Source organism: Streptomyces sp. NBC_00207, assembly GCF_045160965.1.
GTDB lineage: Bacteria > Actinomycetota > Actinomycetes > Streptomycetales > Streptomycetaceae > Streptomyces.
The window spans coordinates 6,771,340-6,792,917 of the sequence record NZ_CP130715.1 but is presented as its reverse complement, the minus strand read 5'-3'; the positions used below and the strand labels follow the sequence as shown (position 1 = coordinate 6,792,917).

Annotated in this window: 20 protein-coding genes and 1 riboswitch; of the genes, 7 read left to right on the top strand and 13 right to left on the bottom strand. The window is 72.8% G+C overall.

From position 1 onward, the window contains the following. Positions 1-136: 136 nt before the first annotated feature. Both OG472_RS32035 and OG472_RS32030 read right to left on the bottom strand, forming a co-directional pair. Positions 137-1,378, bottom strand: a complete 1,242-nt coding sequence (locus tag OG472_RS32035) for a sensor histidine kinase (protein ID WP_401611293.1) — start codon at positions 1,376-1,378, stop codon at positions 137-139. Between the two features lie 5 nt (positions 1,379-1,383). Beyond that, positions 1,384-2,037, bottom strand: coding sequence for a response regulator transcription factor (locus tag OG472_RS32030; RefSeq protein WP_030008767.1), 654 nt, complete (start codon positions 2,035-2,037; stop codon positions 1,384-1,386). A gap of 245 nt (positions 2,038-2,282) precedes the next feature. On the opposite strand from OG472_RS32030, the gene OG472_RS32025 reads away from it, so the two are divergent. Beyond that, on the top strand, positions 2,283-2,462 hold the full coding sequence (locus OG472_RS32025; protein WP_319728675.1) for a hypothetical protein: 180 nt from the start codon (positions 2,283-2,285) through the stop codon (positions 2,460-2,462). A 161-nt stretch (positions 2,463-2,623) separates the two neighbouring features. Here OG472_RS32025 and OG472_RS32020 read toward each other — a convergent pair whose 3' ends face one another. Together OG472_RS32020 and OG472_RS32015 are read right to left on the bottom strand one after the other, a co-directional pair. After that, positions 2,624-3,427: an inositol monophosphatase family protein gene (locus OG472_RS32020; RefSeq protein ID WP_405832313.1), complete on the bottom strand. Its 804-nt coding sequence runs from the start codon at positions 3,425-3,427 to the stop codon at positions 2,624-2,626. An 11-nt stretch (positions 3,428-3,438) separates the two neighbouring features. Next, positions 3,439-4,593 (bottom strand): ferrochelatase, encoded by a 1,155-nt coding sequence (locus OG472_RS32015; RefSeq protein ID WP_401611290.1) that lies wholly within the window; start codon positions 4,591-4,593, stop codon positions 3,439-3,441. A gap of 171 nt (positions 4,594-4,764) precedes the next feature. Here OG472_RS32015 and OG472_RS32010 point away from each other — a divergent pair, with 171 nt between their 5' ends. Beyond that, positions 4,765-6,030, top strand: coding sequence for an MFS transporter (locus tag OG472_RS32010; RefSeq protein WP_401611289.1), 1,266 nt, complete (start codon positions 4,765-4,767; stop codon positions 6,028-6,030). Further along, complete coding sequence (locus OG472_RS32005) at positions 5,972-7,309, top strand: D-arabinono-1,4-lactone oxidase (RefSeq protein WP_405942316.1); 1,338 nt, start codon at positions 5,972-5,974, stop codon at positions 7,307-7,309. Before OG472_RS32010 ends, OG472_RS32005 begins: the two co-directional genes overlap by 59 nt. A 23-nt stretch (positions 7,310-7,332) precedes the next feature. Here OG472_RS32005 and OG472_RS32000 read toward each other — a convergent pair whose 3' ends face one another. After that, complete coding sequence (locus OG472_RS32000) at positions 7,333-8,136, bottom strand: hypothetical protein (protein WP_405832310.1); 804 nt, start codon at positions 8,134-8,136, stop codon at positions 7,333-7,335. A gap of 488 nt (positions 8,137-8,624) precedes the next feature. On the opposite strand from OG472_RS32000, the gene sepH reads away from it, so the two are divergent. Beyond that, positions 8,625-9,683 carry a septation protein SepH gene (gene sepH / locus OG472_RS31995; protein ID WP_383568729.1) on the top strand — a complete coding sequence of 353 codons (1,059 nt, stop codon included), beginning with the start codon at positions 8,625-8,627 and terminating at the stop codon, positions 9,681-9,683. A 40-nt stretch (positions 9,684-9,723) separates the two neighbouring features. Here the strand turns inward: sepH and OG472_RS31990 are convergent, their stop codons facing one another. Beyond that, positions 9,724-10,569: a sulfurtransferase gene (locus OG472_RS31990; RefSeq protein WP_401611285.1), complete on the bottom strand. Its 846-nt coding sequence runs from the start codon at positions 10,567-10,569 to the stop codon at positions 9,724-9,726. A 176-nt stretch (positions 10,570-10,745) separates the two neighbouring features. Between OG472_RS31990 and OG472_RS31985 the strand changes: the two genes are divergently transcribed. Both OG472_RS31985 and OG472_RS31980 read left to right on the top strand, forming a co-directional pair. Beyond that, positions 10,746-11,531, top strand: coding sequence for a VOC family protein (locus OG472_RS31985; RefSeq protein ID WP_383568734.1), 786 nt, complete (start codon positions 10,746-10,748; stop codon positions 11,529-11,531). Between the two features lie 198 nt (positions 11,532-11,729). Next, positions 11,730-12,929, top strand: a complete 1,200-nt coding sequence (locus OG472_RS31980; RefSeq protein WP_405942315.1) for a serine hydrolase domain-containing protein — start codon at positions 11,730-11,732, stop codon at positions 12,927-12,929. 51 nt (positions 12,930-12,980) lie between these two features. On the opposite strand, the gene OG472_RS31975 is transcribed toward OG472_RS31980, so the two are convergent. The 5 genes from OG472_RS31975 to OG472_RS31955 are packed head-to-tail and all read right to left on the bottom strand — an operon-like array spanning position 12,981 to position 18,829. Continuing rightward, a complete protein-coding gene (locus OG472_RS31975) occupies positions 12,981-13,421 on the bottom strand; it encodes a hypothetical protein (RefSeq protein ID WP_405942314.1) in 441 nt (146 codons plus the stop codon). A 50-nt stretch (positions 13,422-13,471) separates the two neighbouring features. After that, complete coding sequence (locus tag OG472_RS31970; protein ID WP_383568742.1) at positions 13,472-14,122, bottom strand: thymidine kinase; 651 nt, start codon at positions 14,120-14,122, stop codon at positions 13,472-13,474. Between the two features lie 53 nt (positions 14,123-14,175). After that, positions 14,176-15,378 (bottom strand): alkaline phosphatase family protein, encoded by a 1,203-nt coding sequence (locus OG472_RS31965; protein ID WP_401611280.1) that lies wholly within the window; start codon positions 15,376-15,378, stop codon positions 14,176-14,178. Then, positions 15,378-15,980 (bottom strand): DUF5998 family protein, encoded by a 603-nt coding sequence (locus OG472_RS31960; RefSeq protein ID WP_030385644.1) that lies wholly within the window; start codon positions 15,978-15,980, stop codon positions 15,378-15,380. The genes OG472_RS31965 and OG472_RS31960 overlap by 1 nt, the downstream gene beginning before the upstream one ends. Positions 15,981-16,030: 50 nt before the next feature. Next, on the bottom strand, positions 16,031-18,829 hold the full coding sequence (locus tag OG472_RS31955; protein WP_405942313.1) for a GNAT family N-acetyltransferase: 2,799 nt from the start codon (positions 18,827-18,829) through the stop codon (positions 16,031-16,033). Between the two features lie 184 nt (positions 18,830-19,013). Here OG472_RS31955 and OG472_RS31950 point away from each other — a divergent pair, with 184 nt between their 5' ends. Next, positions 19,014-19,295, top strand: coding sequence for an HPr family phosphocarrier protein (locus tag OG472_RS31950; RefSeq protein WP_030026990.1), 282 nt, complete (start codon positions 19,014-19,016; stop codon positions 19,293-19,295). Positions 19,296-19,612: 317 nt separating this feature from the next. On the opposite strand, the gene OG472_RS31945 is transcribed toward OG472_RS31950, so the two are convergent. Together OG472_RS31945 and OG472_RS31940 are read right to left on the bottom strand one after the other, a co-directional pair. Then, positions 19,613-20,290: a GntR family transcriptional regulator gene (locus OG472_RS31945; RefSeq protein WP_383568752.1), complete on the bottom strand. Its 678-nt coding sequence runs from the start codon at positions 20,288-20,290 to the stop codon at positions 19,613-19,615. Positions 20,291-20,473: 183 nt separating this feature from the next. Continuing rightward, a complete protein-coding gene (locus OG472_RS31940; RefSeq protein WP_383568755.1) occupies positions 20,474-21,274 on the bottom strand; it encodes a M23 family metallopeptidase in 801 nt (266 codons plus the stop codon). A gap of 12 nt (positions 21,275-21,286) precedes the next feature. Beyond that, positions 21,287-21,446, bottom strand: a riboswitch (cyclic di-AMP (ydaO/yuaA leader). Between the last annotated feature and the right edge of the window lie 132 nt (positions 21,447-21,578).

Below are 21,578 nucleotides of genomic sequence, written 5' to 3'. Positions count from 1 at the left end.
GACTTCCCGGGCTTTCCGGCCGCCCCGGAGTCACTGAACGCACATGCGCCGACACTCGCCACTGTGATCGATCACACAGGAGCAATTGCTTTCAGAGGGCAAGCATTCAGCCAACAGCGAACACGGGGTGCACTGCTCACAAAGGAAGAGTGACACGCATCACGAGGCCACCGCCTTCCCGGGGCATCGCCTGGATCCTTCCGCCGTGTGCGCGCGCCACGGAGCGCGCGATCGACAGACCGAGTCCGACACCCTTGTCACTGCCCGTTCGCTCCGTACGCAGCCGCCTGAACGGCTCGAAGAGGTTGTCCACCTCGTACGCGGGAACAACGGGACCCGTGTTCGATACCAGAAGGACCGCCTGACCGTGCTGGGCCTCGGTGGTGACCTCCACCCAGCCGTCCTCCGGCACGTTGTACCGGACGGCGTTCTGCACCAGGTTGAGGGCGATCCGCTCCAGCAGCACGCCGTTGCCCTGGACGACGGCGGGCGCGCGCTCGCCACGGATCTCCACGCCCTTCGCCTCGGCCTCGCCCCGCACCTGGTCGACGGCGCGCGAGGCGACCTCCGCCAGGTCCACGGGCTTGCGCTCGACGATCTGGTTCTCACTGCGGGCCAGCAGCAGCAGGCCCTCGACCAGCTGCTCGCTGCGCTCGTTGGTGGCGAGCAGGGTCTTCCCGAGCTGCTGGAGCTCGACCGGAGCCCCCGGATCGGAGAGGTGGACCTCCAGCAGGGTCCGGTTGATCGCGAGCGGGGTCCGCAGCTCGTGCGAGGCGTTCGCCACGAACCGCTGCTGGGCCGTGAAGGCCCGCTCCAGCCGGTCGAGCATCTCGTCGAAGGTGTCGGCGAGCTCCTTGAGTTCGTCGTCCGGCCCGTCCAGCTCGATCCGCCGGGTCAGGTCGGAGCCGACCACCCGGCGGGCCGTCCGGGTGATCTTGCCGAGCGGCGAGAGCACCCGGCCGGCCATCGCGTAGCCGAAGGCGAAGGCGATGATGCTCAGACCCAGCAGGGCCATCAGCGAGCGGCTCAGCAGGTCGTCCAGGGCGTGCCTGCGCTGTTCGAGGAGGCACTGGCTCGTCGCGACGTTGAACTGGTCGGGCGTCAGTTCGCCCACCAGGCCCGGGCACGAACTGCTGGTGACCCTCACCTGGCCGCCGACGATCGTGAACGGGAGGGCGTTGCCCTGCCGCAGGGCCTGCGCCGCCAGCAGGTAGATGATCGACAGCAGCAGGATGCCCGCGATCAGGAACATCCCGCCGTAGAGCAGCGTGAGGCGTATCCGGATGGTCGGCCGCAGCCATGGGAAGGGACCCTCGGGCTGGCCGGGGTCCCAGGTCGGTTTCGGTGGCGCCGCCGGTGGCGCCGGAGTGGTTGCCACGCGGGTCAGATCCGGTATCCGGAACCGGGCACGGTGACGATGACCGGCGGCTCACCCAGCTTGCGCCGCAGGGTCATGACGGTCACCCGTACGACGTTGGTGAACGGGTCGGTGTTCTCGTCCCAGGCCTTCTCCAGCAGCTGCTCGGCGGAGACGACGGTCCCCTCGCTGCGCATGAGGACCTCCAGCACCGCGAACTCCTTCGGGGCCAGCTGCACCTCCTTGCCCTCGCGGAACACCTCGCGCCGGTTCGGGTCCAGCTTGATCCCGGCCCGCTCCAGTACGGGCGGCAGGGCGACGGTGGTGCGCCGACCGAGCGCCCGCACGCGGGCGGTCAGCTCGGTGAAGGCGAAGGGCTTGGGCAGGTAGTCGTCCGCGCCGAGCTCCAGGCCCTCCACCCGGTCGCTGACGTCACCGGAGGCGGTCAGCATGAGCACGCGGGTGGGCATGCCGAGCTCGACGATCTTCCGGCACACGTCGTCGCCGTGCACGAGCGGGAGGTCCCGGTCGAGCACGACCACGTCGTAGTCGTTCACGCCGACCCGCTCCAGGGCGGCGGCGCCGTCGTACACGACGTCCACGGCCATGGCCTCCCGGCGCAGGCCGGTGGCCACCGCATCGGCGAGCAGCTGCTCGTCCTCGACGACGAGTACGCGCACGTCGTTTCCTTCCTCCGAGCCCAGAAGGGCACACGTGTATTGCGTCGACCATCCTGCACGTTTCGGCCGTAAACCGGCTGTAAGGCGGCTCATGGAGGGGCTCTCGGGGCGGAAGTGAGGATTCCCTCGCCTGGAGAGGTTTCTGGGCCCAGGGTGCCGGGGAGGACGACAGCACACCCCATCCACTCCCTGACGGCGGACTTCCACGTGCCGCCGCCGACCCACGAAGAGGGGGCGAACCCATCATGGACGCATTCACCGCGGGTCTCCTGCAGCGCATCAGGTCCACGCAGTCGGACCTCATGCACGCCCGCGAGACGGGCGACGACTTCCTCGCGGAAGTGGAACAGGCGGAGCTGGAAGACCTCCAGCGGCTCGCCGCCGAGCACGGTGTCCCCGTCTCGGCCACCGTGCCCGCCTGCTGACCCCGGCCTCCCGACCCGACCCGACCCCAGCCGACCTGCTGATCCCGCACGTCACGACCCCCGGCTGATCCCGTACGTCGCGAACCCCGGCCGCCCCCACGGGCAGCCGGGGTTCGCGTGCTTGCGGCGGCCGGAGCGGGCGCGGGGCGGTGCGGGAGGGGTCAGTCGTGCCAGGCCCCGGACTCGTCCAGCAGCGGCTGCAGGGAGGCGAACACGGCGGGTGTGGCGGCCAGGGCCAGCTCCCCCGAGGCCCGCTCCCCCGGCCGGCCGCCCGTCACGGCCCCCGCCTCCCGCGCGATCAGGTCGCCGGCGGCCAGGTCCCAGGGGTTCAGCCCCCGCTCGTAGTACCCGTCCAGCCGCCCTGCGGCCACGTCGCACAGGTCCAGCGCCGCCGACCCGCCCCGCCGGATGTCCCGCACCAGCGGGATGATCCGGGCCGCGATCCCGGCCTGGTGGGCGCGCCGGGTCTGGACGTACGCGAAGCCCGTCGCGAGCAGCGCCTGGTCCAGCGGCGCCGCCGGCCGGCACGCGAGGCGCGCCGTGCCCAGCCAGGCCCCGCCGCCGAGCACCGCGTGGTAGGTCTCCCCGCGCATCGGCGCCGCCACGACGCCCACCACGGTCTCGCCCCCGTACTCGGCGGCGATGGACACGCCCCAGCTCGGGAGCCCGTAGAGGTAGTTCACGGTGCCGTCCAGCGGGTCGACGACCCAGCGCACCCCGCTCGTCCCCGGGGTGTCCGCGCCCTCCTCGCCCAGCAGCCCGTCCTCGGGCCGCCGTTCGGCGAGGATGCCGGTGATCAGCTTCTCCGCGGCGATGTCCATCTCGGTCACCACGTCGATCGGGCTGGTCTTCGTCGCCGCCACCGCCAGATCGGCCGGCCGGCCGTCGCGCAGCAGAGCCCCGGCCTGCCGGGCGGCCTCCAGGCCCACGTCCAGCAGTTCGGCCTTCAGCTCTTCGGAGATCACGGTCCCTCTTCCTACGCGTACGGACTGTCCACGCCCGCGGCCGCCGGCCGGGGGCCCCGCGCCGGGCAGCAGCCCACGGCACACAGGTCATGACTCTGCCCCAGCGTGCCCACCCAGCACTCCGCGGCCCGCTCCCCGCGCTCCCGGGCGGCGCGCTCCAGCACCAGCTCCCGTACGGCCGCGGCGAACCGCGGATCGGCGCCGACGGTCGCGGAGCGCGCCACGGGCAGGCCCAGTTCGGCCGCCTTGGCCGTGGCCTCGGTGTCCAGGTCGTAGAGGACTTCCATGTGGTCGGAGACGAAGCCGATGGGCACCATGACCACGGCGGGTGCGCCCTCGGAGTGCAGGGCCTCGAGGTGGTCGCAGATGTCCGGCTCCAGCCACGGGATGTGCGGGGCGCCGCTGCGGGACTGGTAGACGAGCTGCCAGGAGCGGGCGACGCCGGTCCGCGCCGCCACCTCGTCCGCGATCACCCGGGCGACGTCGAGGTGCTGCTTGACGTACGCGCCGCCCTCGCCGCCCTCGGTGTGGTCCTCGACCGGGCCGGAGGTGTCCGCCGCCGCGGTCGGGATGGAGTGGGTGGTGAAGGCGAGGTGCGCGCCGGCGCGCACCTCCTCGGGCAGGGCGGCGAGCGAGGCCACCACCCCGTCGATCATGGGCTCCACGAAGCCGGGGTGGTTGAAGTAGTGCCGCAGCTTGTCGACCCGCGGCAGCTCCACGCCCTCCTCGGCCAGGGTGGCGAGCGCGTCGGCGAGGTTCTCCCGGTACTGCCGGCAGCCCGAGTACGAGGCGTACGCGCTGGTCGCGAGCACCGCGATCCGGCGGCGCCCGTCGGCGGCCATCTCCCGCATCACGTCGGTCAGGTACGGGGCCCAGTTCCGGTTGCCCCAGTAGACCGGCAGGTCCAGCCCGTGCCCGGCGAAGTCCTTGCGCAGCGCGTCCAGCAGCTCGCGGTTCTGCCCGTTGATCGGGCTGACCCCGCCGAAGCCGAAGTAGTGCTGTCCGACCTCCTTGAGCCGCTCGCGCGGGATGCCGCGCCCTCGCGTGACGTTCTCCAGGAACGGCACGACGTCGTCGGGTCCTTCGGGACCGCCGAAGGAGAGCAGCAGGAGGGCGTCGTACGGGGCGGCGGACCCGCCGGCGGGCGGGAGGAGCTGGTCTGACATGCGTCGAATCCTGCCACCCGGCGTCCTGCGGAGAGAAGCGGCCCGGCCATGACCTGCCCCGCAGCATGGGTAAGGTGAACCTAAGTTTCTGGATCAGGAACCTTCCCCGTGCGGGCGCCCCGTAAGCGGACGTAACCTGTATGGGCCCACGACGTCCCTTACGGAGGGCCCTTGCCCAGTCCCTATCGAGCCATATTCGCGGCCCCCGGCACCAAGGGGTTCAGCGCCGCCGGCCTCATAGGCCGGCTGCCGATCTCCATGGTCGGCGTGGGCATCCTCACGATGATCTCCGAGATCACCGGCCGCTACGCCATGGCCAGCGCGCTCACCGGCACGCTGGCGCTCGCCGCCGCGGTCATCGGACCCCAGGTCTCCCGGCTCGTGGACCAGTACGGCCAGCGCCGCGTCCTGCGCCCCGCGACCCTCGTCTCCGTGGCGGCGGTCACCGGACTTCTGCTGGCGGCCGCGAACGGCCTGCCGGACTGGACGCTCTTCGTCTGCGCCGCGATCGCGGGCTGCGTGCCCAGCGTCGGCTCGATGATCCGTGCCCGCTGGACCGTCATCTACCGGGACTCCCCGCGCGAGCTGCACACCGCGTACTCCTTCGAGTCGGTGGTGGACGAGGTCTGCTTCATCTTCGGCCCGATCCTCGCCATCGGACTGTCCACCACCTGGTTCCCGGAGGCCGGGCCGCTGATCGCGGCCGTCTGCCTGATGGTCGGCGTGTGGCTGCTCACCGCCCAGGGCTCCACCGAGCCCGCACCGCACCCGCGCGACAAGAGCGTGGAACGCACCTCGGCCCTGCGCTCGCCGGGCCTGCAGGTGCTGACGGCCACGTTCGTGGCGACCGGCGCGATCTTCGGCTCCATCGACGTGGCCACGCTGGCCTTCGCGGAGGAGCAGGGCAGCAAGTCCTCGGCGAGCTTCATCCTGGCCGTCTGGGCACTCGGGTCCTGTCTGGCCGGCATCGTGTTCGGCCTTCTGCACCTGAAGGGCCGGACAGAACGCCGTTGGGTACTGGGCGTATGTGCGATGGCCGTGAGTATGATCCCCCTCCTACTGGCCGGGAACCTTCCGTTTCTGGCCGTGGCGCTCTTCGTCTCGGGCCTCGCCATCGCTCCCACGATGATCACCACGATGGCCCTGATCGAGGCGCACGTACCACACGCGAAGCTGACCGAGGGCATGACCTGGATCAGCACCGGCCTCGCGGTCGGCATCGCGCTCGGGTCCTCCGTGACCGGCTGGGTCGTGGACGCGGCCGGCGCGCGGACCGGGTACGTCGTCTCCATCTCGGCGGGGGTCGCCGCGGCGGCGGTGGCGTTCGCGGGATACCGCCGGCTGACGAGGCCGGCGCAAGGGGAGGAGCCCTCTAGCGATGGCGACGGCGACAGCGGGGACAGCAGGGAACAGCAGGCCGACCACCACGTGGCATAACTGGGCGGGGAACGTCACCGCCACGCCCGTCCGCGTGGTGACGCCGGCCTCGGTCGGCGAGCTCCAGGAGACGGTCCGCCGGGCCGCCGAAGAGGGGCTGCGGGTGAAGGCGGTCGGCACCGGCCACTCCTTCACCGCGGCCGCCGCGACCGACGGGGTGCTCGTACGCCCCCAGGCCCTGGCCGGGATCCGGGCCGTCGACCGGGCCGCCGGCACCGTCACCGTGGAGGCCGGCACGGTCCTCAAGGACCTGAACCGGGCCCTGGCCCGGGAGGGCCTGTCGCTGACCAACATGGGCGACATCATGGAGCAGACGGTCTCCGGCGCGACCAGCACGGGCACCCACGGCACCGGCCGCGACTCGGCCTCCATCGCCGCCCAGATCCGCGGCCTGGAACTGGTCACCGCCGACGGCCGCCTGCTGACGTGCTCGGAGAAGGAGAATCCCGAGGTCTTCGCGGCCGCCCGGATCGGCATCGGCGCGCTCGGCATCGTCACCGCGATCACCTTCGCCGTGGAGCCGCTCTTCTTCCTGACCGCCCGTGAGGAGCCCATGGGCTTCGACCGGGTGACGGCGGAGTTCGAGGAGCACTTCGCGGAGAACGAGCACTTCGAGTTCTACTGGTTCCCGCACACCGGCAACTGCAACACCAAGCGGAACAACCGCAGCCAGGGCCCCGCCGCCCCGCCCGGGCCGGTGAGCGCCTGGGTCGAGGACGAGCTGCTCTCCAACGGCCTCTTCCAGGTGGTGAACTCGGTGGGCCGTGCGGCCCCCGCCACCATCCCCTCCATCGCCCGCGTGGCCAGCCGCGCCCTGTCGGCACGTACGTACACGGACATCCCGTACAAGGTGTTCACCAGCCCGCGCCGGGTGCGGTTCGTGGAGATGGAGTACGCCCTCCCGCGCGAGCAGGTGGTCGAGGCGCTGCGGGAGCTGCGCGCGATGGTCGACCGCTCGCGGCTGCGGATCAGCTTCCCGGTGGAGGTGCGGACGGCTCCGGCGGACGACATCGCGCTGTCGACGGCCTCGGGGCGCGAGACGGCGTACATCGCGGTGCACATGTACAAGGGCACGCCCTACCAGGCCTACTTCACCGCGGCCGAGCGCATCTTCACCGCGCACGGCGGCCGGCCGCACTGGGGCAAGGTGCACACGCGGGACGCGGAGTACTTCGCGCAGGTCTATCCGAGGTTCGGCGAGTTCACCGCGCTGCGGGACCAGCTCGACCCGGACCGGGTCTTCGGCAACGACTACCTGCGGCGGGTCCTGGGCGCCTGAGGCCCGGCCGGCGTCACGCGGGGTCAGGGAGTGCTCTGCCGCGCCGCCGGTGTCGACGCGTCAGGGGTCGGCGGAGGGGTCGGCGGAGCGGGTGTCGGAGTCGGCGACTGCCCGGACGGGGAGGGGCCGGGCGCCGGTTCCCCGGAGCCGGAGGGGCTCGGGTCGGGGCTCGGAGCCCGGCTCGTGCCCGGGCTCGGACCGCCGGACGGCCGTGGGGAGCTCGGGGAGGTCCCGGACCCGGGCGTCCTCCCGCCCTTCCCGCCGCCCGCCGGCTCGTCCCGGGGCGTGGACGGCTGCTCCCGGTCCGCCGTGCGGGTGCCGCCGGAGAAGAGCGTGCCGCCGTCGCTGCTGACGGAGGTGCCGGCCATCGCCTCGTAGGTGCCGAGGCCGCCGATGGCGAGGGCGAAGGCCGCTCCGGAGGCCACGGCGGTGCGCTTCCAGCCCCGTACCCGGGTGCCGTGCACGGTGGCTTCGCCGAACTGCCCGCCGAACTCCGCGGCGGGCGCGGGCGCGTGCGGTGCCGTCATGGCGCCGGCCCGCTCCCGCTCCTCGCGGGGCGGCGGCACCCGGCGGGCCCCGGTCCGGGCGCTCTCGCGCAGCTGGTCGCCGGTGCGCCGGAAGAAATGCTGGATGACGGGTCCCCCGGCGGTGGCGACGACGCTGACCACACCGGCCCCGAGGATCGTCCCGTAGACGCCCATCTTCGAGGCGAGCAGGGCCGCCGCCACGGTGGCGAGGGAGGAGCCGGCGACCTGAGCCGCGCTCAGGTCGAGCTTCTTCTCCGGTGCGTTCCCGGCGTCCTTCGTCGTCTTCTGACCCGTCGGCATCCCGTGTGTGTCCCGCCTCTCACGCTTCTCCTCTTCCAGCAGTTACCGACAGCTGAGCGAAGCGGATAGTTCCGTTTCTGGTGATTCTGTGAAGCAAGACACCTGAAATCGGACGTCGGGTGCAGGTGGGACCCGACGGAGGGCAGCCCAACTCCCGCCGTCCGGGATAAGTTCGGCGGCGCGGCGGTCCACCCAGGTGGCCCGAATGGAGTACTGTGGCGAGCCCTGGGGCCGTCCTTCCTTTCGGATGTCCGGACTCGGGAGAGGGGGCCGGCTGATGGAAAACGGCACTCAAGACCGGTGATGCCGCGGTATTGCACGGGCTCCTGCTGCGCACAGTAACCGTTCGGTCACTGTGCGTGCCCAACAGGTAACCGTGCCATAACGGCGATCAAGGGCGCATGCCCGACACGCCGGTTTAACTCGGCAAGGTTGTGGCAGGCTGCACCCGGGCAGGCCACACTCGACTAGCGGAAGCAGCGACGCACGTGACGTCGGCAGGCACCACCCGGGAGGTCCCCATGCCCGAACTGCGTGTCGTGGCCGTCTCAAATGACGGCACACGACTGGTGCTCAAGGCTGGGGACAGCACGGAGTACACGCTTCCGATCGACGAGCGGCTGCGGGCTGCCGTCCGCAACGACCGTGCACGCCTGAACCAGATCGAGATCGAGGTGGAGAGCCACCTCCGCCCCCGCGACATCCAGGCCCGCATACGGGCCGGTGCCTCCGCGGAGGAGGTCGCTCAACTCGCCGGCATCCCCGTCGACCGCGTACGCCGCTTCGAGGGCCCCGTGCTCGCCGAGCGCGCGTTCATGGCCGAGCGGGCCCGCAAGACCCCCGTGCGCCGTCCCGGCGAGAACACCGGGCCGCAGCTCGGCGAGGCCGTGCAGGAGCGGCTGACCCTGCGCGGGGCCGAGAAGGAATCCGTGCAGTGGGACTCCTGGCGCCGCGACGACGGCACCTGGGAGGTCCTCCTCGTCTACCGGGTCGCGGGCGAGCCGCACTCGGCGAGCTGGACCTACGACCCGCCGCGCCGGCTGGTCGTCGCCGTGGACGACGAGGCCCGTTCGCTCATCGGCGAGTCGGAGGACCTGCCGGCGACGCCCGAGCCGAGCTTCCCCTTCGTGCCGAGGATCGCGCGGCTGCCGCGCGACCGGCCGCTGGACCGCGCCCTGGACCGGCAGCTGGAACGTCCCGACAGCAGGCCGGCGCCCGCGCCGGACCCGGAGGAGGAGCGGGACACCCTGACCAGCCTGCTGGAGGCGGTCCCGAGCTTCCGCGGCGACATGGTGGTCCCCGACCGCACCGACACCCCGGCGACGGAACCGGAGGTCGAGGAGCCGCCGGCACCGGCCGCCTCGGCGGGCGCGGGCTCCGCGTACGCCGACGTCCTGATGCCCCGCACGGTGGCGGGCCACCGCGACCGCCTGACGGGCACCACCGACCGCCAGGCCGAGGCCGACGGGGTCCGCCCCGGGCGGCGCGCTGCGGTGCCGAGCTGGGACGAGATCGTCTTCGGCACCCGCCGCAAGAAGCAGGAGTAGCACCGCCGCCGGGTACGACCCGGCGGCGGTACGCCCGGCCCTACTGGGGGTCCGGTCCCGTGGCCACCGGCCGGGCCGGGTCCGAGGACCACTCCGACCAGCTGCCCGCGTAGAGGTCGGACGCGATGCCCGCCACCTCCAGGGCGAGGACCTCATGGGCTCCGGAGACCCCCGAGCCGCAGTACACGCCCACCGGGCCGCCCTCGGACGCGCCGAGCCCCTCGAACCGGGCGCGCAGTGCGTGCGCGGCCAGGAAACGCCCGTCCGGCCCCACGTTCTCCGTGGTCGGTGCCGACACCGCGCCCGGGATGTGGCCGGCGACCGGGTCGATCGGCTCGACCTCTCCGCGGTACCGCTCCCCCGCCCGGGCGTCGAGGAGTACCCCTTCGCGCGCCCGTACGGCCGCCGCGTCCGCGTCCAGCAGCCCGACCGCACCCGGAGTTGGCTTGAAATCGCCCTCCTCGGGATTCACCCGGTCGGCCGTCACCGCGCCTCCTGCCGCCGTCCACGCGGCCAGTCCGCCGTCCAGCACCCGCACGTTCGGGTGACCCGTCCAGCGCAGCAGCCACCACGCCCGGGCGGCCGCCCAGCCCTGGCCGCCGTCGTACACAACGACGGGCACGTCCGCCGACACGCCGGCCCGGCGCATCACCGCCCCGAAGGCCTCCGGGTCCGGCAGCGGGTGGCGGCCGCCCGCCCCGGGCGGACCTGCCAGTTCCCGGTCGAGATCGACGTACACCGCCCCGGCCAGGTGTCCTTCCTCGTAGGCGGGCCGCTGGTCGGGGCCGCCGAGCTGCCAGCGGACGTCCAGCAGCACCGGTGGCCGGGAGCCCGCCAGCTCGTTCCTCAGTTCGGCCGCGGAGAGGATCGCATGTTTCGCAGTCATGCCGGCCATCTTCCTCCCCACCCGGAACCGGCGTAACAAGCCCGTCATCGGCGGGGCACACCGATCCGGTCAACTCCGCGCCAGGACCCCGCGATGCGGCGCGGTCGGGGCGCGCCGGGTCCTCCGGAGTGGAAGCATCAGCACCGGTAAGCGGTACGACGGAGGAGACGGCTGACATGACCGAGGCAGCGGAAGCGACGCGGCGCACGCCCGGTACCCCGTGCTGGGTGAGCCTCATGGTGCACGGACTCGGGACCACCGAGGACTTCTACGCCGATCTGTTCGGCTGGGAGTACGTACCGGGACCCGAGCAGCTCGGCCCGTACGTGCGCGCCGTGCTGGACGGCCAGGAGGTGGCCGGGATCGGCGAGATGCCACCGGACCGGCATCTTCCGGTGGCCTGGACGACGTACCTCGCCACCGACGACGCCGACGCGACCGCCGAATCGGTGCGGTCGTGCGGCGGCACGGTCGCGGTGGGCCCGCTGGACGCGGGCATCGCGGGGCGGGTGGCGATCTGCTCCGACCCGCTCGGCGCGATCTTCGGGCTGTGGCAGGCGCAGAGCCGCATGGGCACCCGGCTGCCCGGCGGGCCCGGCACCCCCGTCTGGAACGAGCTGGTCACCCAGGACACCTCGACGGTCGGCAAGTTCTACGAGCACGTCTTCGGCCACGAGGCACTGGCGCACGGCACGGCCTCCGACGACTTCGACTACCTGACCCTCAACCTGGAGGGCCGGCCCGTGGCCGCGGTGCACGGCGTGGGCCGCTCGCTGCCCCACGACCGCGGCCCGCACTGGATGGCGTACTTCGAGGTGGCGGACACCGACGCGGCCACGGCCCGGGTCGCCGAACTCGGCGGACGCGTCGTCGACCCGCCCCGCGAGGGCCTGCGAGGCCGCCAGGCCACGGTCGCGGACCCGGAGGGCGCGGTCTTCACCCTCGTCCACTCACGGCCCTAGGCCGCCTCCAGCGGGACCTGGGTACCGGTCGGGGGTGCGGGGAGTACCAGGGTCCTCGTGCCTGCGGGCGACGCTGCGGACCGGGCCCGCTTCCTAGTGTCGGGGCATGCGGAGGGACACGCGGTGCACCGCACCTGCGGTGCACGATGCCGTGCGTTCCTCCGTCCCCCGATCTCTCCGACACGAGGAGCACCTCCCATGACCGACCTTCGTCCCCGCCGAGCCCGGTCCGTGCCCGCCTGGTCGCCGTCCGGGCGGCGGCGGGCGGTCGTCGCGGCGGTGGCCGTGGCGGCCGCCGCCCTGACGGTGGCCGCCGCCCTGCCCCCGGCCGCGGCGGAGCCCCACGGTCCGCGGGACGCCGTGCGCACGGGGCTGGAGCGGCTGGTGGCCGACGACGGGTTTCCCGCGGCGCTGGCCGCCACCGTCGACCGTGCCGGGCGCGCCCGCAACTACACCGCAGGCGTGGCGGACGTGAAGACCCGGGCGAAGGTCCCGGTCGACGGCCAGGTGCGGGCGGGCAGCAACACCAAGACCTTCACCGCCACGGTCGTGCTGCAACTGGTCGGCGAGGGCAGGGTGGTGCTCGACGCCCCCGTGGAGCAGTACCTGCCGAACCTGCTGCGGGGCAAGGGCATCGACGGCCGCGCCATCACGGTCCGCCAGCTGCTCCAGCACACCAGCGGACTGCCCAACTACACCGATCACATCCTGGAGTCCGTGCTCGGCGAGGGACGCCACACCTACCGCCAGCCGCGCGAGCTGCTCGACATCGGGCTGGCCCACGAGGCGCAGTTCGCCCCCGGAACCGGCTGGGCGTACAGCAACACCAACTACGTCGTCGCCGGTCTGCTCATCGAGAAGGTCACCGGCCGGCCGCTGGCCGAGCAGATCACCGAGCGGGTCATCGACCGCGCCGGGCTGCGCCACACCTACTTCCCGGGCGTGGGCGAGCAGGGCATCCGCGGGGCCCACCCGCGGGGCTACCACGCGGCGGGACCCGGAGCGGCCCTGGAGGACATCACCGAGATCGACCCCTCCTGGGGCTGGTCCGCCGGGCAGTTGATCTCCACTCCCGGCGACCTGAACCGCTTCTTCTCCGCGCTGATCGGCGGCCGGCTCCTGGCTCCCGCACAGCTCGCGGAGATGCGTACCACCGTCAAGGCCGAGAGCCCGGGCTGGCGGCCCGGCACCCGGTACGGGCTCGGCGTCTCCAGCACCCCGCTGAGCTGCGGCGGCCTGATGTGGGGCCACGGCGGCGACACCCCCGGCTACCACTCGGTCCCCGGCGCCACCGACGACGGCCGCGCCGCCACCGTCGTCGTCACCGCCAACATGGCCCCTGCCGAGTCCCTCGCCCACGCGGACGCCCTCCTCGACACCGCCCTGTGCCAGAAGTGACCGCGGGAGCACGAGGGAGGACCTGGCGCAGATCCGCGGCGGACCGCCGGGTCACACGGGACGGTCCTCGAAATGGTGGACGACGATCCAGTAGTCGTCGTCCTCCTCGGTGAGGGCGCACAGCCGCCGGCCGTCCGGGGACATCGCGATGACCACGGAGCCGGCCCCGGGTTCGAGGGCGGCGGAGAGCGCGGTGTGCGCGGTGCGGCGCACCCGGACCCAGTCGCGATCGGCCCCCGGGACCAGGAACGAGCCCTCGTCATCGATGACGGCAGCGGTCCGCGCGTGTTCCAGCCAGAGCCGGTCGGCCTCCTGCAGCGCCCCCGGAGCCGTGCGCGCCACGATGGCCCGCGGGGCCACCTCGACGTTGACGACGGCCTTGAAGGCCCGCGCGTACGAAGGCAGCCCCTCGGCCACGCCGTGCATCACGACCTCCAGCCCGGCCTTCGCCGACCGCGGGGCCGGCGCACTCCCGCTCGGTTCGTCCGTCATCCTCAGCCGCCGTTCGGTTCGGTGCCGGGCGCGCCGCTGCGACCGGTGGGTCAGGCGTGGTTGACCGGGAGGACGTCCGGGGAGAGGGCGCCCGCGTGGGCCGCGGCCGAGGTCATGCGGCGGCGGTGGTGGCGGCGGCACAGGACCTCGTAGCCGATCTCCTCCGCCGGGCGGTTCACGTCACCGACCACCACCTGGGCGCCCTCGACCACCATCTCGCCGTCTATCGTGCGGGCGTTGTGGGTGGCGCGGGCTCCGCACCAGCACAGGGCCTCGACCTGGAGCTGCTCCAGCCGGTCCGCCAGCTCGATCAGGCGCTGCGAGCCCGGGAAGAGCTTCGTGCGGAAGTCCGTGGTGATGCCGAAGGCGAAGACGTCCATGTCCAGGTCGTCGACGATGCGGGCCAGCTGGTCGATCTGCTCCGGGGCCAGGAACTGGGCCTCGTCCACGATCACGTAGTCGGCCTTTCCGCCCTTCGAGAGCTGGGCGACCAGATACGCGTAGAGGTCCATGCCCTCCGGAGCCTCGATGGCCTCCGTCACCAGGCCGAGGCGGGAGGACAGCTTGCCCTCGCCCGCCCGGTCGTCACGGGTGAAGATCACGCCCTGGAGTCCCCGCGCGTCGCGGTTGTGCGCGATCTGGAGCGCCAGCGTGCTCTTTCCGCAGTCCATCGTTCCGGAGAAGAACACCAGCTCGGGCATGGGAAGTACGGGACCTTTCGGGTCGTGGGTCGGAGTGCGGGACGGAGGGAGGGTCAGGAGCGGATCTCGAGCAGCGGGACCAGCTGCTCCGCCGCGGTCATGGAGCCGTGCATGCCGACGAGCGCGGACTCGTTCGGCTCGTTGCGCGAAGCGGTGATCGCGACATCGGCCTGGGCGGCGGCGACCACGTCGCCGATGCGTCCGAGCACGCGCTCGTCGCACTCCCCCGGCGCGCCGAACCAGCCCAGGTCCAGGGCCTCTTCGCGGCTCGCGACCCAGAACCGGTCGCCGAGGACCTCGCGCCACACGGTCAGTACGTCGTTCTGCGCGCCCGGCACCGCGTACACGTGCCGGGCCCGGCCCTCGCCGCCCAGCAGGGCCACGCCGGCGCTCAGCTCCCAGTCCTCGTCGAAGTCGATCCGGGAGTCCTCGTCGAAGGGGACGTCGACCATGCCGTGGTCCGCGGTCACGTACAGCGCGGTGCGCGGCGGCAGCTGCTCGGCGAGCCGCTGCACGAGCCGGTCGACCAGCATCAGCTGGCCGCGCCAGGCGTCGGAGTCCACGCCGTGGCGGTGGCCGGCCCCGTCGAGCTCGCTGAAGTACGTGTACACGAGCGAGCGGTCACCGGCCGCGAGCTGGATCGCCGCGAGGTCCATCCGCTCCTCGCCGGTCATCCGGCCGTGGAAGGTGCCGCCGCTCAGCGCGACCTTGGTGAGCGGGGTGGTCTGGAAGGCGGGCGAGGACACCTGGGCGGTCGCGACGCCGGCCTTGTCGGCCTGCTGGAAGACGGTCGGGTACGGCTGCCACGGCTTCGGCGAGGTCCACGGCTGCCAGCGGAGCTGGTTCATCAGCTCGCCGGTGGCCGGGTTCCGCACGGCGTAGCCGGGCAGGCCGTGCCGGGCGGGCGGCAGCCCGGTGCCCACGGAGGCCAGCGAGGTGGCGGTGGTCGCCGGGAAGCCCGCGGTGATGGGGCGGCCGGTGCCGCCGCGCGAGCTGCCGAGCAGGGAGGTGAGGTACGGGGCCTCGTCCGGGTGGGCCTTGATCTGCTCCCAGCCCATGCCGTCGACCAGGAACACGCAGTTCCGGTCGGCCGGGGCCAGCTCGGCGATGCCGGCGGTGAAACCGGGGACGCCCTGGCCGGCCGCGAGCGTGGGCAGAAGGTCGGCGAGCGACCCGGTGCCGTACTCCGGGACGGGGGCACCGGCCAGGTCCAGCAGCTCAGGCTCGGGCCACTCCTGCGCCGCGGAGTACGCCATCAGCGGGCGGGGGTGGACGTGGACGTCGCTGCTGTGGCTTCGGAGAGCGCCTGCGCGAAGACCAGGGTCTGGCGCACCGCCTCGGGGCCGTCACCGGCCTCGCTGACCCGCAGGCTGAGGTCGTCGGCGGTGGAGTTGCCGGTGTAGCCGTGGTCGGAGTCGCAGTTCGGGTCGCCGCAGGCGGCCGGCTCCAGGTCGATCCGCGAGACCGCGCCCCAGCCGATGGTCAGGACGACCTCGCGGGGCAGGGTGCCCGGGGTGTAGGACTCCGGATTGGCGACGACACGGCTCAGCACCACGGAGGAGATGCTGGACAGCTTGACCGACTCGGTGGAGGTGGTCGCGTACGGGGACGGGGACCCGGCGTCGGCGGCCTGCTCGTCGGTGTGGCTGACGATGAAGCGGTTGCCGGTCAGGACCAGCACGGTGACGTGGCGGCGCACCTCGTTGGAGTCGAAGGTCGTCTCCTGGTGGACCAGGTACGACGAAATCGGCTCGCCGCCCACCGCGGCCTCCACGGCCTCGGCCACGAGGGCCGGGTAGTAGCCGCTGCGCTCGATCGCCGTGCGCAGCCCCTGGGTCGTCGTACCGGATTTCGCCATGAGGTCCATCCTAAGGCCCGTACGGGGCCCCCAGGCCGCGTCGTACTCGCTCAGTAACTGGGGAGGGTCCGCGGGCCGAGGTCGCCGCGGGCGGGCGGGTGCGCGACGCGGACGGTGGCGCTGAGCACGGAGAGGCCCTCGGCGGCGACCACGACGGGCTCCAGGGAGACCCCGATCACCTCGGGGTGGTCGTCCACCAGGCGCGACAGCCGCAGGAGCAGCTCCTCCAGGGCGGGGGTGTCCACGGGGTCGCTGCCGCGCCAGCCGAAGAGGAGCGGCGCGGCCCGGATGGAACGGATCAGTCCGGCGGCGTCCCGGTCGGTGGCCGGAACCAGCCGGTGGGCGGTGTCGCCGAGCAGTTCGGAGGCGACGCCGGCGAGCCCGAAGGAGAGGACGGCGCCCGCGGCCGGGTCGATGACGGAGCTGACGACGGTGTCGACCCCGCGCGGCACCATGGCCTGGACCACGGGCTGGAGCTCGGCCGGCTTGCCCAGCGCGTCGGTGAGCTCCTCGTAGGAGCGCCTCAGCTCGGTCTCGTTCGCGAGGTCGAGCCGTACGCCGCCCAGGTCTGCGCGGTGGCGCAGGTGCGGGGCGGTGGTCTTCAGCGCCACCGGGTACCCCAGGACCCCGGCGGCCCGGACCGCCGCGTCGGGGCTGGGCGCGGGCAGGGCGGACCGGACGCCGATCCCGTACCGGGCGAGCAGCTCGCGGGCGTCCCACTCCGCCAGGGTCAGCACGGCTGCGTCGTCGACCCCGGCCAGCAGCCCGGCCAGCTGGGCGGCCGCCCCGGCCTCGTCCACGTCCTCGAACTCGGGGACGTACCCGCCCTCGGCGAGGCCGCGGCGCCACTGCCCGTACCGGACGGCTTCGGCGAGGGCCCGTACGGCCCGCTCGGCGGCGGGGTAGCTGGGGATCCGGTCCCCTGCGGGGGGCTGTTCCGCCGCTGCGCCCGTTTCGTCCCGACCGGCGTTCGAGGGCGCGGGCGGGTAGGGCGCGTACGGGGCCGGGGTGGGGGAAGGGCCCCGCGTGGCGGAGAGGGCTTCGACGAGCTCGCCGAGCTCCACGTGCACCACGGCCACGGGCTTGCCCGGGACCTCGGCCACCGCTTCCCGCAGCGCGTCGGCCAGGTCGTCGGCCAGTGCGTGTTCGCTCACCCAGGGAATGGCCGTGACCACGACGGCGTCGCAGTCCTCGGAGGCGAGCGCGGCGGCCAGGGCGGCCCGGAAGTCCGTCGGCGCGGCCGCCGTCGTCAGGTCCTGCGGCGGCAGCGGCCGCAGGCCCTGGGCCAGGCAGGCGTCGTAGGTGAGGACTCCGAGGGACTCGGAGTTGCCGAGGATCGCGATCCGGGGCCCGGCGGGCAGCGGCTGCGCGGCCAGCAGGAGGCCGACGTCCACCAGCTCCGTGACCGTGTCGACCCGGATGACGCCGGCCTGCCGCAGCAGGGCGGAGACGGTGGCCTCCGGCAGCCTGGTGTCGGGGACGACGTGCCCGGCCGGGGTGTGGCGGCCGCCCTTCGCGACGACCACCGGCTTGACCGCGGCCGTCCGGCGGGCGAGGCGGGTGAACTTCCGCGGGTTGCCCAGGGTTTCGAGGTACATCAGGGCGACGTCGGTGGCCTCGTCGTCGTACCAGTACTGGAGGATGTCGTTGCCGGAGACGTCGGCCCGGTTCCCCGCGGAGACGAAGGAGGACAGGCCCTCGCCGCGCCGCAGCAGCGCGGAGAGCAGGGCGATGCCGATCGCCCCGGACTGTGTGAACAGGCCGATCCGGCCCCGCATCGGCATCGGCGCGGGCGTCAGCGAGGCGTTGAGCTCCACCTCCGGCGCGGTGTTGATCACCCCGTAGGCGTTCGGTCCGATCAGCCGCATCCCGTACGAGCGCACCTGGCGCACCAGTTCGCGCTGGCGGGCCAGTCCGGCCGGGCCGCTCTCCCCGTATCCGGCGGACAGGACGACGAGCCCCTGCACCCCGTGCTCGCCGCAGGCGGCCACCGCGTCGGGGACCCGCTCGGCCGGAACGGCGACCACCGCGAGGTCGACGGGGGCGTCGATGGCCCCGATCGTGCGGTAGGCCCGTACGCCGTCGAGCAGATCGCGCGTGACGGCCTCGTTGACCGCGTAGAGGTGGCCGTGGAAGCCGCTGTCCCGGAGGTTGCGGAGCGCTGCCGCCCCCACGCCGGCGCCGGAGCGGCTGACTCCGATGACGGCGACCGAGCCGGGGGCCAGCAGCCGCTGCACCGAGTGGGCCTCGGCGCGCTGTTCGCGGGCCCGCTGCACGGCGAGGGACTCGGCGGTGGGTTCGAGGTCGAGGGTGAGGTGGACGGAGCCGTCCTCGAAGCTGCGCTTCTGCTGGTAGCCGACGTCCGTGAAGACCTTGATCATCTTGGTGTTGGCGGGCAGCACCTCGGCGGCGAACCGGCGGATGCCGCGCTCCCGGGCCACCGCTCCGATGTGTTCGAGGAGGGCGGAGGCGACCCCGCGGCCCTGGTGGGCGTCCTGGACGAGGAAGGCGACCTCGGCCTCGTCGGCGGGTTCCGAGGCGGGCCGGCCGTCGGGGCCGATGCGGTCGTAGCGGACGGTGCCGATGAACTCCCCGCCGATGGTCGCGGCGAGGCCCACCCGGTCCACGTAGTCGTGGTGCGTGAAGCGGCGCACGTCGCGGTCGGAGAGCCGGGGATAGGGGGCGAAGAACCGGTAGTACTTCGACTCGTCGGAGACCTGCTCGTAGAAGCTGACGAGGCGGCCCGCGTCCTCGGTGGTGATGGGCCTGATCCGGGCGGTGCCGCCGTCGCGGAGGACGACATCGGCTTCCCAGTGGGCCGGGTACGAGGGGTCCGACTCGATGGTCATGGGGCCACTTTAAGGCCGGGAGGGGCCGGGCAGCCCCCGCGCGGCGCATGAGGCAACCCGGGACAAATGAGTGCAAGCTGGGGAAGGTCGAGCGGCGGCAGATTCGGGCCGAAGGTCGGTCGGAGCATTCCGGGCGTCGTGAGAGACTGGTCTAGACAACCGTAAGAACCTGAAGGGCATCACCATGGCAGAGCGCCGCGTCAACGTCGGCTGGGCCGAGGGCCTGCACGCTCGTCCCGCCTCGATCTTCGTCCGTGCGACGACCGCTTCCGGCGTCCCGGTGACCATCGCGAAGTCCGGCGGCGACCCCGTCAACGCCGCCTCCATGCTGGCGGTTCTGGGCCTGGGCGCCCAGGGCGGCGAGGAGATCGTCCTCGCCTCCGAGGCCGAAGGTGCGGAAGCCGCACTGGACCGCCTCGCGAAGCTGGTCGCCGAGGGTCTCGAGGAGCTCCCCGAGACCGTCTGACCCTTCGGGTTCGACCCACGCGGTACCGCGCCGGAGCCGCGGCCCCCCGTCATCAGGGGCCGCGGCTTCGGCGTTCTCCGTATCGGAGCCCGTGGGCGGAGGCGCCAGCGGGGAGCCGGGGGCCTCCCCGGGCGCCGGATCGGCGGGAAGCCGGCGTTCCGCGCACGGCGGACCGCCCCGGAATTCAGCTCCTCGGGAATTCGGCAGGCCGGAAATCAATTCCGGCCACGATCCGCCCGCGCCGCTTCACCGTGAATTCGCATCGGCCGCGAATTGCGGCGGCAATGCTCGACGCCACCCTTTGTATACGGCTCCTGTTAATGCCGGCCGCTCGACATGTTTACGGCAGGTTGCGAAGTGCTCACCGCCGGACGGAGCCGCAGCCGGTGCGCCCCCGCAGCACGGTCGGCATGGACCACCGTCAGCGCCCGCGCCCGCTCCGCGTCCCCGCGGGCCACCGCGTCCACGATCGCGCCGTGCTCCGCCCAGGACTCCACGGGCCGCACCGGCGCCTCCACCACGTACATCCACGCCACCTTGTGCCGCATCTGCGTGAGCAGCGCGATCAGCCCCGGACTGCCGGAGGCCTGCGCGAGCGTCTCGTGGAACCAGCCGCCCAGGGACCGCAGGTCCTCCCCCTGGCCCCGCCTGGCCCGCTCCTGCCCCAGCCTGACCAGCCCGCGCAGCACCTTGAGGTGCGCCTCGGTGCGCCGCCGGGCGGCCCGGGCGGCCGCCAGCGGCTCCAGGAGCATCCGCACCTCCAGCAGGTCCGCGGCCTCCTGCGCGGTCGGCTCGGCCACACAGGCCCCCGCGTGGCGCCGCGTGGTCACGAAGCCCTCGGACTCCAGGGTCCGCAGTGCCTCGCGGACCGGGACGCGCGAGACTCCGTACCGGCGGGCCAGCACCTCCTCGGTCAGCCGGCCGCCCGGCTCGAACACCCCGGAGACGATGTCGTCGCGGATTGCTGTGCATACCGCGTGCGCAGGAATACGCAAGACCGAACCTCCGCCTATTTCCGACTGCCAGCCTCATTGCACGCACATGCGCGTGCTGCGACTCTATTGCAACACACGATAATTTCCGAGAGCGGCCGGAAATGCGAAACATTTGCACAGAGACGCAACACGAAGGCCCCGGCTCGGTGAGCCGGGGCCTTCGTGAAGCGGTGCGGGACGGGGTCAGAGGCTGACGCCGTGCGAGCGCAGGTACGCGATCGGGTCGATGTCCGAGCCGTACTGCGAGCCCGTGCGGGCCTCGAAGTGCAGGTGCGGGCCGCTGGAGTTGCCGGTGGAGCCCGACAGGCCGATCTGCTGGCCCGGGGTGACCTGCTCGCCGACGGAGACGTTCAGCGAGGTCATGTGCCCGTACTGGGTGTACGTGCCGTCGTTGTGCTTGATGACGACGTTGTTGCCGTACGCGCCGCCCCAGCCGGCCTCGACGACGGTGCCGAAGCCCACCGCGTGGACCGAGGTGCCGGAGGCGGCGTGGAAGTCGATGCCGGTGTGGCTGCCGGAGGACCACATGCCGCCGCCCGCGTGGTACTGCGTGCTGACGTACGAGCCGTCGACCGGGGCGACGAAGGTGTTGAGGCGCTTGCGCTCCTCCTCGCGGGCCGCACGCTCGGCGGCGTCGCGCTCGGCCTTCGCCTTGGCCTCGGCGAGGCGCTTGGACTCGGCGGCCTTCTGCTTGGCGTCCGCCTCCGCCTGCGCCTTGGCGGCGGCGTGCTCGGCGGCGCGGTGCTGCGAATCGGCCTGGTCGGCGATGTCACCCGCAAGGTCCTCGGCGACGACCACGGCACCCAGCCCGTTCTCCGGGGCGGAGCTGCTGTGGTTGTCCGCGGCGAAGGCCGGGGCGGCGAGGGAGCCGACGACACCCGTGGTGGCGATCGCGGCGATACCGGCGTAGCCGGCGGTCTTCTTGCTCAGACGGCTGGAGCCACGGTGCTTACCGGTACCAGCGGGACGACTGCCAAACGCCATGAAGGGTTTGATCCTTTCCTTCCTTCTCGCCTACCGGGTTAGCTGACGGGTTCGGAGCAGGAAGGTCTCCTACGGGCCTCCTCTTGCGAGGGGGTCCGATTCACCCCAGGGACTCATGTGGGTCCCCGGCTCCCCAGGCTCGCGCCTGACGGGGACTCGGCGATCGCTGTCCGGTGCCGCGGGTGCGGCGGGCACAACTGACGGACAGCACGGCCGACGCTAGGCGGATCATCAGTCAATCGCCAAACAGACGCGCCTTTTTGTTGCGTACGCCACACCCCATACAAGCAACCTAGCCACTAAA

What these genes read in the sequence shown, in the direction of transcription:
- OG472_RS32025 (WP_319728675.1), top strand. Translation starts at nt 2,283, where the DNA reads ATGGACGCATTCACCGCGGGTCTCCTGCAGCGCATCAGGTCCACGCAG.
- OG472_RS32015 (WP_401611290.1), bottom strand. Translation starts at nt 4,593, where the DNA reads ATGTCAGACCAGCTCCTCCCGCCCGCCGGCGGGTCCGCCGCCCCGTAC.
- OG472_RS32005 (WP_405942316.1), top strand. Translation starts at nt 5,972, where the DNA reads ATGGCGACGGCGACAGCGGGGACAGCAGGGAACAGCAGGCCGACCACC.
- OG472_RS32000 (WP_405832310.1), bottom strand. Translation starts at nt 8,136, where the DNA reads ATGCCGACGGGTCAGAAGACGACGAAGGACGCCGGGAACGCACCGGAG.
- OG472_RS31990 (WP_401611285.1), bottom strand. Translation starts at nt 10,569, where the DNA reads ATGACTGCGAAACATGCGATCCTCTCCGCGGCCGAACTGAGGAACGAG.
- OG472_RS31985 (WP_383568734.1), top strand. Translation starts at nt 10,746, where the DNA reads ATGACCGAGGCAGCGGAAGCGACGCGGCGCACGCCCGGTACCCCGTGC.
- OG472_RS31980 (WP_405942315.1), top strand. Translation starts at nt 11,730, where the DNA reads ATGACCGACCTTCGTCCCCGCCGAGCCCGGTCCGTGCCCGCCTGGTCG.
- OG472_RS31975 (WP_405942314.1), bottom strand. Translation starts at nt 13,421, where the DNA reads ATGACGGACGAACCGAGCGGGAGTGCGCCGGCCCCGCGGTCGGCGAAG.
- OG472_RS31970 (WP_383568742.1), bottom strand. Translation starts at nt 14,122, where the DNA reads ATGCCCGAGCTGGTGTTCTTCTCCGGAACGATGGACTGCGGAAAGAGC.
- OG472_RS31965 (WP_401611280.1), bottom strand. Translation starts at nt 15,378, where the DNA reads ATGGCGTACTCCGCGGCGCAGGAGTGGCCCGAGCCTGAGCTGCTGGAC.
- OG472_RS31960 (WP_030385644.1), bottom strand. Translation starts at nt 15,980, where the DNA reads ATGGCGAAATCCGGTACGACGACCCAGGGGCTGCGCACGGCGATCGAG.
- OG472_RS31955 (WP_405942313.1), bottom strand. Translation starts at nt 18,829, where the DNA reads ATGACCATCGAGTCGGACCCCTCGTACCCGGCCCACTGGGAAGCCGAT.
- OG472_RS31950 (WP_030026990.1), top strand. Translation starts at nt 19,014, where the DNA reads ATGGCAGAGCGCCGCGTCAACGTCGGCTGGGCCGAGGGCCTGCACGCT.
- OG472_RS31940 (WP_383568755.1), bottom strand. Translation starts at nt 21,274, where the DNA reads ATGGCGTTTGGCAGTCGTCCCGCTGGTACCGGTAAGCACCGTGGCTCC.